This window comes from Bradyrhizobium sp. LeoB3, assembly GCF_055456055.1.
The window spans coordinates 1-13,947 of sequence record NZ_JBVBEF010000144.1 but is presented as its reverse complement, the minus strand read 5'-3'; the positions used below and the strand labels follow the sequence as shown (position 1 = coordinate 13,947).

Annotated in this window: 10 protein-coding genes and 4 pseudogenes; 8 read left to right on the top strand and 6 right to left on the bottom strand. The window is 57.6% G+C overall.

What is annotated here, in order from left to right:
- Positions 1–117: 117 nt before the first annotated feature.
- Together ACZXDY_RS41835 and ACZXDY_RS41830 are read right to left on the bottom strand one after the other, a co-directional pair.
- Positions 118–1,454 (bottom strand): annotated as a pseudogene (locus ACZXDY_RS41835) (IS701 family transposase).
- Between the two features lie 365 nt (positions 1,455–1,819).
- On the bottom strand, positions 1,820–2,872 hold the full coding sequence (locus tag ACZXDY_RS41830) for a choice-of-anchor Q domain-containing protein (protein ID WP_464349498.1): 1,053 nt from the start codon (positions 2,870–2,872) through the stop codon (positions 1,820–1,822).
- A gap of 1,477 nt (positions 2,873–4,349) precedes the next feature.
- Between ACZXDY_RS41830 and ACZXDY_RS41825 the strand changes: the two are divergent.
- Together ACZXDY_RS41825 and ACZXDY_RS41820 are read left to right on the top strand one after the other, a co-directional pair.
- Positions 4,350–5,042: pseudogene (locus ACZXDY_RS41825) on the top strand (PAN domain-containing protein); the annotation flags it as partial.
- A 165-nt stretch (positions 5,043–5,207) separates the two neighbouring features.
- A complete protein-coding gene (locus ACZXDY_RS41820) occupies positions 5,208–5,618 on the top strand; it encodes a hypothetical protein (RefSeq protein ID WP_464349501.1) in 411 nt (136 codons plus the stop codon).
- Positions 5,619–6,105: 487 nt separating this feature from the next.
- On the opposite strand, the gene ACZXDY_RS41815 is transcribed toward ACZXDY_RS41820, so the two are convergent.
- Positions 6,106–6,306: a cold-shock protein gene (locus ACZXDY_RS41815; RefSeq protein ID WP_464349500.1), complete on the bottom strand. Its 201-nt coding sequence runs from the start codon at positions 6,304–6,306 to the stop codon at positions 6,106–6,108.
- Between the two features lie 259 nt (positions 6,307–6,565).
- Between ACZXDY_RS41815 and ACZXDY_RS41810 the strand changes: the two are divergent.
- Positions 6,566–6,739 (top strand): annotated as a pseudogene (locus ACZXDY_RS41810) (transposase); the annotation flags it as partial.
- Positions 6,740–6,986: 247 nt separating this feature from the next.
- On the opposite strand, the gene ACZXDY_RS41805 reads toward ACZXDY_RS41810, so the two are convergent.
- Positions 6,987–7,403, bottom strand: a complete 417-nt coding sequence (locus tag ACZXDY_RS41805) for a hypothetical protein (protein ID WP_464349497.1) — start codon at positions 7,401–7,403, stop codon at positions 6,987–6,989.
- Between the two features lie 87 nt (positions 7,404–7,490).
- On the opposite strand from ACZXDY_RS41805, the gene ACZXDY_RS41800 reads away from it, so the two are divergent.
- The 4 genes from ACZXDY_RS41800 (at position 7,491) to ACZXDY_RS41785 (ending at position 11,491) form a co-directional block, all read left to right on the top strand.
- On the top strand, positions 7,491–9,065 hold the full coding sequence (locus ACZXDY_RS41800; RefSeq protein ID WP_464349496.1) for a recombinase family protein: 1,575 nt from the start codon (positions 7,491–7,493) through the stop codon (positions 9,063–9,065).
- A complete protein-coding gene (locus ACZXDY_RS41795; RefSeq protein ID WP_464349495.1) occupies positions 9,062–9,973 on the top strand; it encodes a plasmid partitioning protein RepB C-terminal domain-containing protein in 912 nt (303 codons plus the stop codon). The genes ACZXDY_RS41800 and ACZXDY_RS41795 overlap by 4 nt, the downstream gene beginning before the upstream one ends.
- Positions 9,970–10,890 (top strand): plasmid partitioning protein RepB C-terminal domain-containing protein, encoded by a 921-nt coding sequence (locus ACZXDY_RS41790; RefSeq protein WP_464349494.1) that lies wholly within the window; start codon positions 9,970–9,972, stop codon positions 10,888–10,890. Before ACZXDY_RS41795 ends, ACZXDY_RS41790 begins: the two co-directional genes overlap by 4 nt.
- A gap of 427 nt (positions 10,891–11,317) precedes the next feature.
- The gene (locus ACZXDY_RS41785) at positions 11,318–11,491 is read left to right on the top strand and encodes a hypothetical protein (RefSeq protein ID WP_464349493.1); all 174 of its coding nucleotides are present in this window, start codon (positions 11,318–11,320) and stop codon (positions 11,489–11,491) included.
- Between the two features lie 189 nt (positions 11,492–11,680).
- Here ACZXDY_RS41785 and ACZXDY_RS41780 read toward each other — a convergent pair whose 3' ends face one another.
- Complete coding sequence (locus ACZXDY_RS41780) at positions 11,681–12,688, bottom strand: c-type cytochrome (RefSeq protein ID WP_464349492.1); 1,008 nt, start codon at positions 12,686–12,688, stop codon at positions 11,681–11,683.
- 299 nt (positions 12,689–12,987) lie between these two features.
- Here ACZXDY_RS41780 and ACZXDY_RS41775 point away from each other — a divergent pair.
- A pseudogene (locus tag ACZXDY_RS41775) lies at positions 12,988–13,460 on the top strand (tyrosine-type recombinase/integrase).
- 316 nt (positions 13,461–13,776) lie between these two features.
- Here ACZXDY_RS41775 and ACZXDY_RS41770 read toward each other — a convergent pair.
- On the bottom strand, positions 13,777–13,947 hold a 171-nt coding region (locus ACZXDY_RS41770), incomplete at its 5' end, for an amidohydrolase family protein (RefSeq protein WP_464349499.1).

Below are 13,947 nucleotides of genomic sequence, written 5' to 3'. Positions count from 1 at the left end.
CCGTCTCAGCAGTGCCCATATTGCCGAAAGCAAATCCGTGAAAAACAGCGGCGAAAACACAATCTGCCAAAGTAGTGCTAGCACTACTTTGGCAGAATCTGTTTGCGCCATTGGTTTTCAAGGATTTGTTTTCGGCAGTATGGACACCAGCCGAAGGATGAGATTGACGATGGCGTGACGTACGGCGGGCATGGTTGGCTGAGGCGGCGGCCCGTTGATTCTTTTTTTCCGCCCCGCGTGTGCGAGGCGACGATGCTGCAGGAAGGCGTAGGCAATCATTGTCATCAGGGCGTGGCGATGAAGCCCCTGCCATGATCGCCCTTCGAAGTGATCAAGTCCCAGTTCCTCCTTCAACTGCTGATGCGCTGCTCACAAATCCATCTTGCCTTGATGGTGGCGGCCAGTGTGCGCAGATCCGTCGCCGCCGGGAGATTGGCGAGATAGTATTTCCTCTCCCCAGAGGCACGTTGCTCGCCAATGAGCCAAGCTTCGTCGCCCGAGAGATGCTGCTGACCCTTATCCCAAATCCGCTGCGGAGGGCCGCCGGCGGTGCGGACACGGAGAGCAGCAAATCGGGCTTTCAGCGGACCTTTCGTCCCGCTGCGCCAACTCACGGTTTTCCATTTGGCGCTGACCAGCATTTGTTCTGCCGCAATCGACAAGATATCGGGCACGTGGTGCTTTCATGGTTTCCCGCGGACCTTGGTAATCGGCCAAATGAGCTGCACGTCAACCGGATACACCTTGAGATGCCGGGGGATGCCAACGGCCCAGGCTAGCCCGCGCTCTGTCAGCCCTTGTCGAAATAGTGCGCTAAGTCCGTATCCCGCATCCGCCAGCACACATCCAAAGCGCACGTTGGCTGCCACCGCGCGGTCAATCTCGGCCAAAGCAATCTCCGGCTTGGACCGTGGCGTTCGGTGTTCGACTGGCACGCGAGCGCGCTTCAAACGAAACACGTCGCTTGTCCAACTGTCAGGCAGAAAGAGACGTAACGCGACCATCACTGGCACTTCGCCGCGCGCGAGCGTCAAAGACACCAGTGTTTGGCAATTTGCCGTTTTGCCGAGAGCCGACGCATATTGAGCTGCAACACCAACCGAGCGTTCGCCCTTCTTCGGGATTGCGGTGTCATCAATAACCAGCACAGCGTCCTTGCCGCCGACAAGTCGGTCCGCCTGGTTGAGCACTTCTGTCTCCAGCGGCGTCGCGTCCCAGACACCATCGGCAATGAAATGGTGCAGCTGATCGTAGTTGCCGGTTGCGAGGCGTTCTGCCATCGGCTGAACGCTCTTGCGATCGCCAGGACCGATCAATCCCGCAACGTAAAGGGGACACATCTGCTGCCGAGTCTTATGACCCAGCCGGTCCAAGAATGGCATCAGCCAGCGTTCGAGTTCGTCTTCCCATCCCGCCATGGTCAGCCCTCCAAGAGCCGACCACCCATGAATCAATTGAAAAATTGATTCGGGAATCCTATAACGCACGACAAAATCAATGATCTGCCAAAGTAGTGCTAGTACAGCGGGTGCTGGCGATGGCCGAGGCGTGATCTTTAGTGAACGCTGTCACCCTCGCTGGAGAGAGAGAAACTAGAAAGAAACTTGCTCCATTGGTCCCGCTCAGGTCCTCTCGGTAGGGAGAGGCACTAAACTTCTCCACCGTGCGGCCCGGGTACTCCAGAACTCCGTCGGACGTGGTTCTCGGCAAAGGCGCGCCAAAGGCCGCTATGAACAACCGTAGGTTATCCGACACGCGCCGCAACCAGCGATCTGCCAGTCCCTGTGTCCGCTCTAGGAAGCGGTGTCCGAAGTTACGGCTAGTGTGCCCGGTGGCCTGACGCCGGGGAAAATATCGTCGTTCCTCCGATCTCGGGTGCGCGTGGCAGAGTAATGCCAGGAAGCATCTCTAGCGCGCCAATGTCGCAGACCCGGTTATTGTCGTTGTTGCCGTCCTGCGGTCGCGAAACGCCAAGCTGATCTTTCGACGGGCAGCCCATGTTCGTACCGCCATCGATTGCTCCGGCCTTGTCCATAAGCGGATATGTTCCCTTCGTCGCGGGAGCGCTGATGGGTTTCGCGGGGGCGGTCGGGATGGCCGTGCCGCATGTCGCGTCAGGAAACTGCAGGTTGCCGCCGTAGTCGAAAAAGCCGTTTAGGTTACCCGCAGCGTTCAACCCTTGTGCGGGGTTACAGTTGCCAGGCGGAGGGGCGCTGGGGGTTAGAGGGGCCCCAGTGTTGTTGGCGATGAGCGTGTTTGTCAGGTTGGTTTTGCTGGTGGAGTTACCTTCGATTCCGCCAGCGCCGCTGTTTGCGGTATTCTGCGAGATCGTCACGTTGATGAGGTTGGCAATTCCGGCGTTGAAAAAGCCGCCGCCGCCACCAGCAGTCGTGTAGGGGGAATGATTGTTGCTTAGGGTGACGTTCCGAAGCGTCGCGGTGCCGTGGTTGTGGATGCCGCCGCCGTGCAGATGACTGATTTCAGCTGTACTGGTCCGCCCCGCTGTTCCGCCCATAATGGTCAGATTGCAGATGTCGACACTGGCGCCGGCATGAATGTCGATGACGCGTGTTTCCTCCAGTGTTTGCTGGATAACGGCGCCCCCGTCCCGACCGCAGATCTTAAGGCTCTGCTGTGTAATTTTGAGATGCCCAGGCTCATCGCTAGGGGTGGGGGGCGGAGACGAGACGCGGCTATAAGTGAGCAGGTACGGCTTTCCGAGGTCAGGTATGGTCACGGTGTCGCCGTTCCAGGCGGCATTGACCGCCTCCCGCAGTGAGCAGTCGTTCGTCGGGCACCGCCCCCTATTCGTGTCGTCCAGCTTCGTCACGACGAGTTCTTCCGGGGTGGGTGCGCCGACCGTGATCGTCAAGCAGACGGTGGCAGGTTCGCTTTCCGTGCCCGTCGCGCAAGTCGGCATCGTTCCGCCACCGGTAGCGTCGGCTGTGGGGAGGGAACTGAATCCCGTCCAGGCACCGGTCGTCAGATCGAGAGTGAGGTCCAGCCCTCGGGTATCAGCGCTGGGCCGATTCACCGTTACAAATGTGCACCCTAACCCAAAGGGCCAGTTTCCGGCACACACATCCGGATCTACGTCGACAAGGTCAGGACCGAAGCCGAACGAGTCGTCGGAGTCCCAGATCTCGATCCGGATTGGAATCAAGTTCCCAAGCACGCTTGTGCTGACGCTCGCCGGGAATGGCCAGCCCGGCACGATGTTTGCAGTGTCCTTGATAGTAGGGCTCCGAAAGATTTGCCCCGCGATATTGACGCGGGCGTAGAAATCGGGGGGTTTCCGAAAAGATCTCCAGCCGAGATGTTTGTGACGGACGTGATCGTGACCGTGACGGGCACGTTGGCAGCCATAGTCCCCGAGCTCGCGAGCGACATCGCGAGAGCGATGAGAATGAGGACCTTTCGGCTCGTCTGCATGTCCTATACCCCGATTGGGGATTGCATACACAAGCGCGCTCACTAGCCTTGCGCTACGTCGTCCGAAGTCTTGGCGTCAGGCTAGCCCTTTGGTCGGTATCTCGCAATTGGATCCTATTCATTTTTGGATTGCGACACGATGGACAGAGGCTGCGCAGAACCTCATCGCGGGTATCCAACGACGGCCGCGAACTCAAAAATCCTTCGTCTGAGATCCTGTACGCCTTGAGCTAAAAGCAAATCCTGCCGACCCGCCATGGAAGGAAAAGTACTCAGCGGTCCGAATGCTGCAGCCCACGCCAATCCCGGTCAGTGCCTAGATTCTGGCATAGGAAAGCCAGCGCGGCTCGGGTTTCAAGGCCGCATGCTGTCCGTAGATTCAGAGGACTGCCACAAACCGCGCGTCAATTGGCTCCGCACCCCTATGAGAACCGAAGCGCATCTTCGACAATGAACACTTTGACGGCGACGCCCGTGAGTTGACCTGGCCCGATAGCGGCCGAACTTGATCTCATCTATCCAGCGCGCCGCCTCGCGCCCGACGCGGCCACGCTGGGTTGATTGAAGCCGAGATACGGCGCTTCCAAGCCAACCTCCTCCGGCTTTTGCTGCTGCTGCTGGAATGCCATTGTCGCGAATCAGCATTCTAACAAGGCGCGTTGGTGGTCGTCAGATTGGCCGAGCCCAACCGGCCAGGCCTGGGCACGGGTCGCGCCGGTCGAGTCACTAACTCACGCTCGAAAGAACTACTCTTGGCCGTCAGCCGTCGCTGCACGAGGCGGAAAAGCTCTAGCGCAACGAGCCATAATTTCCCCCTTAAGCTGCCCGCCGTGCTAACGTAAACGGGCAAAGCCAAGAACCGATAGCTCCTTCACGGCCATGGGCGACCGGGCCGACGAACTGGCTGGAGGCTGGTCATGGTAGGCAGTAAGCGGACGGTCGTTGCCACACTCATCTTCGCAACATGGCTGCTGGGCGGCACTTGCAGGGCGGATGTCTTCAAGCTTCATACCACGATCCTACCGAATACAGACCTGTTTGGAATGGACCTGGGACCTGGAATCCCTTCGGCTGACGCTGACTCTTGTCGTCAGGAATGCACCAAGGACAAAGATTGTGCGGCCTTTACCCACGACGCGACGAGATCACTCTGCTTTCTTAAATCTAGCGTGCCGTCGGAAAGCGCCAATTCGTGCTGCGTGTCTGGGGTATACCGCACGCTTTCCACTGAGATCGACACAGATCGTCCCGGCATGGACATCCCTCAGCTTCTTGTGACCATCACACCGCCGACACCGGAGTTCTGCCGCGATCTCTGCGGCGGCTTCCGATCCTGCCGCGCGTACACATACGTCCGTCCCGGCGCGCTAGGGCCTACATCCAGCTGCAATTTTAAATCAGGTGTGCCGGCAGCCTCGCCGAACCAGTGTTGCGTGTCCGGTATGCATTCCGTTGTTTCCACGGAGCCCGACACAGCTCGTTTCGGGATGGACTATATGACATTCAACCTGTCCCTCGCTCAGCCCGAGTGGTGTCGCCAAGCCTGCTCCAAGGATTCGCATTGCCACGCATACACTTATGTAAATCCGACCCCATCGGCACCTGCTCAATGCTTACTGAAGTCAGGTGTCCCAGCAGCGTCGTCAAATCAATGCTGCGTATCCGGCACAGCCTTGAACGTAGTCTCGTTTGCTCCCGAGTCACGGCCTTCCTGCCCAGGTCTCAACCCTGCTCTGGGCTGCAGCGTTTTTGGCTGCCCTCCGATCCGTCCGGAAATGCTTTCCTCGAGCGAGGTCCTCAAGAGCATTGCTAAACTCAGCTCGGACGATCCAACGAAGCACACCTTCGACATCGCGGTCTATACGCCAAGCGCTGATGACGCATGGGAGGTTTGGATCGAGCAGTTTCCCCAGCCACTCATTAGCTCCGATATGGCGTTGATTGCTCTCGAAAATCACGACAATGATGGCCTATCGGAGATCTTAACAGTCGACAGCACGACATGTGCAATAGGGACCCAATCGATCAGTGCAAACGAGGGCTATAGTGCGGAGATGACCATTGGCCGAACAGCTGCAACCACTCTTTTGTTCAGGCAGGGTGGCCGCGATATCGCGCTTTGGAGCGAACCTTCATTCTGGCAACTGTTCGGAGGAAGCAAGGTCACCTTCAAATGGGTGAAGTGATAAAATCTTCCGGCGCCCCTACGATGCCTCCATTTCGCACTCAGCTGATTCAGGATGTCCGCACTGGCCAGACCGATTGCGGTCACCTGCTGGCATATGACGTCATGGCACGAGTGGCCGGGTGTCATTGGGCTGCCATCGATGCAGCGGCCGTCTTGCGATAACTTGCCGGAAGTCCGTCGCAAGTTCACCGTAGTAGCTAGCAAGTTCCTCGTAAAGTGCGCGCACGGGGCCGTCGGCCGCTTCTTGGGCCAGTCTTTGGCACTGGGCAGCTTTGGCTTCGTACTTCTCCAATTTGATTTGAAGATCACTCAGCACGGCGCTCCTCCAGCTGGCACCCAAAGCCCGTTTGGCAGTCAATCAGACCTGCCATGGTCGACACCGCTATGGAGCGTGGGGAGCAACAAGAAGGACGCAAGGCTTCGGTCCCGTGCGCCGTGAGGTCGCAGCAGCCTCAAATCTTTGATCGCTTTCCCTCGTGTGTGCGTCAGCCAAGCCGCAGGTGTTCTGCCGACACTTTGCCGTGGCGGCCCGTCACCAGCTCGTAGCTGATCTTGGTACCCTCTGCGAGGCTAGTGCGGCCCGCTCTTTCGACCGCGGAAATGTGGACAAACACGTCCTGTCCGCCGCCATCCGGCTCGATGAAACCGTACCCCTTACTTGCGTTGAACCACTTCACCGTCCCCATTGCCACTTAAGTATCTCCTTCAGGAAAGGACTGATCAAGCGAACGTGATTCGTCAGACGAACTCGCGGCAACTCCGTGGCAAAAAAGCCGCCACTGCGTGGTAGCAGGGTCAGCTGGTTGCCTCGAGAGTTAACGAATCGTTGCCGCCTCACCCGCCTCGATGGCACCCTAGCCACCGGCGTTATTCTTCGCAGCATAGCTTCGCTATCAGGTCAGTCCGAGACGTTCGCAGGTTGACGTGCGGTGCACTGCTCGCGCGCAGATCCGGCGGCGCACCTACGTGGTGCGAATCTTCCCCAATGCCGAGAGCTGCCTAAGGCTTGTGCGGGCGCTGACCGTCGAGCGCCACGAGGCCTGGCTCGAGGACCATCGCTATCTGAACATGGATCTCTTGAAGGAGCACAAGAAGGAGACACTACGCCGGGCGGCCTGACGATGCTCAGGATGGGCCACCCCTCTCCGCCGCGGTCGCTCGCCAGCGCTGCGCTTGGGGCGAGCGAGCGACGGCGGCTCCGAGGGGATGGCTTGGCCGGACCCCATGATTAATTTTGCTGAACTTGACGCACAGAACTCCAAGCGCTCCAATCGATATCAAAGCGCAGCCTTTAGGTCGATCGATAGGAGTCAACTACCGTTCCGGCCAAGCTACCCGCTCGATACGTGTCGACCGACGGACGAAATCAAAATGTATGAGGTCTAGTCGATGAGCGGCTTGGCTCGCCGATGATAGCCGCCAATTCGAATACCTTTCGCCTCAGGTCCTCTAACTTAGGAGCTAAAAGCAGATCCTGCCGATCCGCCATCGACAGAATGGCATTTAGCACCTGGTCTGAGTGCTGAGCCAAAACCACGAGGTGTCTGCCGCAGGGCGCATATCGTCCTAAAATCCAATTCTTGACTGTGCGCTCATTCGCACCCGTCCAGCCCGCCACCAACTTTGCACGCGAGTTTCGATCCCTAAGTTCCGACGTCAATGCCGATGCGATTTTCATCGCGAACGCATGATCGTCAGCGCTGAAATCCGAACTGCCGTCTCCGCCCTTTTTGAAGGACTTACCGCTTTTTGGAAAGGACTTACCCTTTTTTGGAAACGACATTCCACGCTCCTATCCCATACGATCAGGCGGCTAATTCATGAATGCCTTGGGGCAGGCCGACAGAATCGCATTGGAATCGGGTGCTGATTGACAAGGCGGATCAAAAGCAACGGTAAGAGCCAAAGTCGAGGAGAAGGTCCTTCGCTAGCCGCTGCTTATGTCCGGATGTCGACAGACCTTCAGAAATACTCCACTGAAAATCAACTCCACACGATACGTCGCTATGCCGAGCAACGGGGCTTCACGATCGTGCGTGTCTTTGAAGATTCCGGCCGTAGCGGTTTAAGAATGGACGGTCGCGACGGATTGCAATCGCTCATGCTGGAAGTGCAATCCGGCGCGGCCGGCTTTCAAGCAATCTTAGTCTACGACGTCAGCCGCTGGGGACGATTTCAGGACGCGGACGAAGGCGCATATCACGAGCACGTTTGCTCTCGGGCGGGGATACGTGTCCATTATTGCGGCGAACAGTTTGACAATGACGGCAGTATCGGTTCGATCCTCCTCAAAAACGTCAAACGGGTCATGGCTGGTGAATACAGCCGCGAGCTATCGGTCAAGGTTTTTGCCGGCCAATGCCGACTCATCGAACACGGCTTTCGCCAGGGCGGCCCGGCTGGATTTGGCTTACGACGCCTCTTAATCGATGAGCGTCGGAATCCCAAGGGTGAACTCGGCCGCGGCGATCGAAAGAGCCTCCAAACCGACCGCGTCGTCCTTACTCCTGGCCCGCCTGACGAAATCGAACACGTTCACGGCATCTATTCGATGTTCGTCGAAGGAGGGAAGTCGGAGCGCGAAATCGCATCAGCGTTAAACCAGCGGGGCATCATGAGCGACCTTGGTCGCCCATGGACTCGGGCATCAATCCATCAGATTTTAACGAACGAAAAGTATATCGGCAACAACGTATTCAATCGCGTTTCTTACAAGTTGAAGCAGCGACGTGTAGTCAATCAGCGCGACACCTGGGTTCGAGCGGATGGTGTCTTTCCCTCAATTGTCGACCGCGCTCTATTTGAGCGCGCCAGACTTATTATAGACCAACGTCACAATCATTATTCCGATGAGGAATTGCTCGCCCTTCTTCAAGCCGTGCTTGCAGAGGAGGGCTCCCTGTCAGGCTTTATTATCGACGAGCGCGACGGTATGCCCTCATCAAGTCTATACCGGCATCGCTTCGGCAGCCTTTTGAGAGCTTACAGCCTTATAGGCTACACGCCCGATCGTGATTACAAATTCATCGAAATCAACCGGCACCTACGCGAATCCTTTCCTGGACTATTAGCCGAAATTGTAGCGGGCCTCGAAAGGGCGGGCGGATCCGTCGTCTGTGATCCCATAACTCATCTCCTTCTGGTCAATCAGGAATTTACCGCTTCAATCGTGCTCGCGCGGTCCTTCGAGACCGAGATTGGTGCGCTTCGATGGCAAGTTCGGTTTGACACGGGTCTTGCGCCGGATGTCACGGTTGCCGTTCGCCTGGATCGCTCGAACGAACAGCCTCTCGACTACTACATTCTTCCAAGTATCGACATGAATACGGGCCGGATTCGGATGGCGGAAGACAATGCACTTTCGCTCGACGCTTACCGATTCGCATCGCTCGACTTTCTCTATTCGATGGCGGCCCACACCTCGTCTCTGGAGGCAACAGCATGAGTAAATCCAAATCGAGAGGACCGAAACATGTAAAGACCATTCCGATTGACCAAATTCGCTTTCTAAATCCTAGAGTCCGCAATCGTCGCAACTTTCAGGAGATCGTGCAGAGCATTGCCAATGTCGGGCTCAAGCGTCCGGTCACGGTTAGCCCACGAAAGAGCGATACGGACTCAGCAAGCTATGATCTGGTGTGTGGCCAGGGCCGGATCGAAGCGTTCATTCAGCTCGGTCAGACAGAGATTCCGGCTATAGTCATCGAGGCCGAGGAAAGTGATTGCCTAGTTATGAGCCTGGTTGAAAATTGTGCCAGGCGGCAGCATCGAGCTATCGACCTGTTGCAGGATATCGCCACGCTGCGCGGCCGCGGCTATAGCGACCGCGAGATTGCACCAAAGATCGGCGTTAGCGTCGAATACATTCATATGATTGGCACCCTATTGGAAAAGGGTGAGGAACGGCTCGTTGCGGCGGTCGAAGCAGGCATTCTTCCCCTAAATATGGCGATCGAGATTGCAAAATCGAGCGATGAGGATGTGCAGCAAGCTCTGACGCAGGCCTACACCGAAAGAAAATTGCGCGGAAAGAAGCTGGTCGCGGTGCGCAGGATTATGGAGCAGCGACGGCGCTGCGGCAAACACCTTCATGACAGCCGATTTGGACGGCGCGACGGCGTCAAGCGACCGCTTACCGGCGAAGCGATCATTCGTGTCTATCGTCAAGAGGCTGATCGTCAAAAGCTCCTCGTCAAGAAAGCCGAGGTCACCCAAAGCCGATTATTGTTCATCGTCGAAGCTATGCGAGAGCTCCGCGGCGATGAGAATTTTGCAAGTCTGCTCAAGGCCGAACGTCTCGATACTATGCCCGCCTTTCTGGAGCAGCGGATCGCTGATGGATTAGCGACATGAGCAAGCCAGTCGATACCAGCTCCTCAAACACGATCACCCAAGCGTTTGGCTCCGATTTCGTGGTGGTGCAAATCGCCTCGATCTTACCGGTTAAGACTATCGAGACGACTGCGAAATCTAGTCACAAGTACCGCCAGATTGCAGCCTCCATTCGCGAGATCGGATTAGTCGAGCCGCCCGTCGTCGTTCGGGACACGAGAGATCCCACTTCCTACCTATTGCTTGATGGCCATTTGCGGATCGAAGTGCTTCGCGATCTAGGAGAGAGTGAGGTTGAATGTTTGGTTTCGACTGACGATGAAGCGTTTACCTACAACAAGCGCATTAGCCGCCTGTCTCCGATCCAGGAGCAGCGAATGATCGCCAAAGCGATCGAGCGTAACGTCCCTAAAGATAAGATAGCACGCGCTCTGGACATCCGGGTTCGCAGCATAGCGCGTAAAGCGCAGCTGCTTGACGGGATATGCGAGGAAGTCGTCGGGTTATTGAAGGACAGGATGTGTCCTTTGGCTGTCTTTGATATTCTTCGCAAGATGAGCCCCCTGCGTCAGATCGAGGCCGCCGAACTCCTCATCAATGCCAACAATTTTTCGGTCAGTTATGCCTCAGCCATATTGGCCGGCACTCCCCAGGCCCAGCTGGTCACGCCACAGACGCCCAAACGCTTGAAGGGCATGACCGCCGAAGCTATTTCCCGCATGGAACGCGAACTCTCACGCTTGCAGGAAGCGATATCTTCAATCCAAGACTCGTACGGCCAAGATCATCTCCACCTCACGGTCGTAAAGGGCTATCTCCGCAAGCTGATCAGCAACGACCGCGTGGCGCGTTACCTCGAGCAGTATCAGCCCGAGCTATTTATCGAGTTTCAGAAGATCGCCGAAATGACGTCGACGCTCCCAAGCGAGGCGGCATAACGAGCGAGGGGACCCGGACCCATAAAGCGCGGGGACCGCAGGAGAAGCCGCACGCCGGGGCGGATCAATTGCGGCGATGGGGATGACGGCGAACCCGTCTGGAGCCCATCAGGCCGGTCGAGTTTTCACCGGCAGGATAGATGAGGTGGCATGTCAGCGTGCGGTACCGGCGCACGCTGGCACGCCGCCGCGAGAGGTCCCGATTGATATAGTCGACGATATTGCCGAGGCCTGCGCGCTGCTTCCCGCGCGATAGACTTCGCGAATTCATAAACCATCGACTCTGGTCAGCTTTGGTTTACCAGACCCCTTAAGCTTTCTCGTCCCTCGGCATGCAATGGTGGCTGCAGATCGGGGCCAAATCTCGACAGGGAAAGCGTCAGGGTCAGGCTGCAATGCGGCCTGACCCACCATCTCGGGGAATACAATGTCTGCAAATACAACGCCACAAAGGCCAAACCGCAAGAAATCAAAAGCGAACTCGCCGGCCTGTGCGGCATCAACGCTATCGGTGGCCACGCAAAACCTGATCAACATGGTCGCAGTATCCGCCGTCTCGGGCACGGTGCTGCTCGGACTTCTGGCCGCCAAGCATTTTTGAGGGCTCGGCGTACGAGCGGTTATGGAGGAACACGGCCTTTAGCTGATACGACCAATGTTCGGGAAAGGCCTTCACGCGCACCTCAGGCACGCTTGGTCCGCATTGCCCCAAAAACCAGACCACCAGAGCCACCTATCGACAGGTCCGGCTTGGGCCAAGAGCGGCCATCCGCGGATTTGCTAGGGCGCTTCACCTAGGTACATCGTCTTTCTGCTTTTTGGCGTGGGCCGCCCGGATCGGACCGAATGGTCCGTACATGTGCTGCTGCTGATCGAATCCATCGGCGTACGGTCCGTAAGGCGCATCGACGGGCTTGGTCAGAAGGTCGGGATAATCCTTGTCGAGATCCGCCTTTTTCGGACGCGGTTGAGAGATCATATAGGCAGCTACGTCCCATGCCTGCTCGACTGTGAGCTGCGGATTCAGGTAGTCCGTCCCGTGCGGCATATTGAAGTGCACGAAGTTCGCCGCGGTAATCAACCGGGCCATGCCGGCACCATCGTTGAAACTATCCGGGCCCCACAGCGGCGGCACCATGTAGCCGAGATCGACGGTCGGCACGCTGCGGCGTATTCCGGAGCCGTCGTTATTGTGGCAAGCCAGACAAGCATTGGCGTAGATCGCTTTGCCACGAACCGGGTCGGCCGCCCGATCGAGCTCAGGCATCGACCCGGTGCCGAGTCCTGACAACGCTTTGCCGGCTGGAACTCCCGATGACAGAAACTTGATGTAAGCCACGATGGCTTGCATTTCCGGACTGTCGAGCGGCAGCGCGCGGCCATTCATGCTGCGCGACATGCACGAGTTCACCCGGTCCTCGATCGTGATTTCGGCACCGAGGCGGGCGCTGTATTGTGGAAACAGCTCGACCAGCCCAAATATCGGCAAGCCGAATTTTTTCGTGCCGGCTTCAAGATGACAATTGCTGCAGGCGAGATTGTTGCCGGCGAAACGTTTGGCTGGATCCGGCACCTCCGGTCCGATATGGGCGTAGGTCGCGGTGATGAGGTCGCGCCCACGCCGCACGAGGCGTCCATGAGCGTTATTAGGCAACGCGCCGACTTCCGGCACCGTCCAGACTGGAGGGGAGATTTTCTGGGCACGTCCCGTAGCTGTCGCGGCTACTCCGATGACAATGGCGGCAACCGCGCGCACCGTCCAGAACCAAAGGAATACAAAAGGACTACGGTGAACCATCGATCTCTCGACACCAGGGTTGAACATTCGAGACGCGCCAGATCGGCACCATGATCCGCTGTCTGAGGTTAACGTCGGGTTCAGCGAACTCGACGGGGCCAACAGCCGACATTGCCAATCCAATGATACAGACGTCAGGTCCGGGTCAATTGCGTCCTCCCGATAGATCGAATTGGACCTAAAGTACGCCTCCAATCGTCTGAAAGCAGAAGGTTACTGGCTTGAGAATGACCAACTTCGCTAACTGAGGAAAAATCGTCGGCGCGAAGCCGCCGCTCCGCCCGAAGCATGTCTGGTCCATTCGAACGAAACTCCAGGTCGGAGGGCGCATCCGTGATCTGGCGCTGACCAACGTTGGCATCGAGAGCAAACTTCGTGGCTGCGACGTCGTAGCTCTGAAGGTCGACGACATCGCGCCGAGCGGCTATGCAGCCGACCGTGCGAGCGTCCGACAGAAGAAGAAGACTGGGCGGCCGGTGAAATTCGAACTTACCGAGGCCACCCGCCAAGCCATCGATGACTATTTAAGGGCGACGAGCAAGAAGCCGGGTGAGCGTTTGTTTACCGGCCGGAGGGGACCCGATTGCAGCCTGATCACCCGGCAGTATGCGCGGCTGTGTCGGGTTGGCTTGCCGGTATAGGGCTGGATCCTCATCTGTTCGGAACACATTCTCTGCGTCGGAACAAAGCGACCCTTATCTATCGGCGCACAGGCAATTTGCGGGCCGTGCAGCTACTCCTGGGGCACACCAAAATCGAGAGCGCGGTTTGATATCTGGGAGTTGAGGTCGACGACGCGCTCGCAATAGCAGAACAAGTTGATGTCTGAATGTGATGGGCAGTACGCGGCGGTCAACGGCGCGCTGCCGTGATGGACGCCCGGATCGTCGAGCGCGCGCGGTCCATTGCGGGCGCCTTCGGGCCACAAGCAGACCTGATTCGATTGCCTCATTGGCGCGAGCAAGCAAGACGACGTCAATGGTCAGCCCAAACGCATTGACAGTCCTGAGATTGATGGTGAACTCGAACGCCGTCGCTTGATCGGCGGGACTGTGCCCGCATCCGCTCGATGTCTTGCCGTTACCGGCTCAGCGCTCAAAGACGACCTTGCCGCCGATAAGCGTCATGTCGGCCTTGATGTCCTTGATCTGTGCTTCCGGTACGGCCATGTAGTCGGCGGAGAGCACCACGAGGTCGGCAAGTTTTCCGGGCTCGATCGTCCCCTTCCGCGCTTCTTCGAAGGTGTAGTGCGAGGCCGC

Coding starts and splice junctions, on each gene's coding strand:
- ACZXDY_RS41820 (WP_464349501.1), top strand. CDS start 5,208: ATGCTTTCCTCGAGCGAGGTCCTCAAGAGCATTGCTAAACTCAGCTCG.
- ACZXDY_RS41815 (WP_464349500.1), bottom strand. CDS start 6,306: ATGGGGACGGTGAAGTGGTTCAACGCAAGTAAGGGGTACGGTTTCATC.
- ACZXDY_RS41805 (WP_464349497.1), bottom strand. CDS start 7,403: ATGTCGTTTCCAAAAAAGGGTAAGTCCTTTCCAAAAAGCGGTAAGTCC.
- ACZXDY_RS41795 (WP_464349495.1), top strand. CDS start 9,062: ATGAGTAAATCCAAATCGAGAGGACCGAAACATGTAAAGACCATTCCG.
- ACZXDY_RS41790 (WP_464349494.1), top strand. CDS start 9,970: ATGAGCAAGCCAGTCGATACCAGCTCCTCAAACACGATCACCCAAGCG.
- ACZXDY_RS41785 (WP_464349493.1), top strand. CDS start 11,318: ATGTCTGCAAATACAACGCCACAAAGGCCAAACCGCAAGAAATCAAAA.
- ACZXDY_RS41780 (WP_464349492.1), bottom strand. CDS start 12,688: ATGGTTCACCGTAGTCCTTTTGTATTCCTTTGGTTCTGGACGGTGCGC.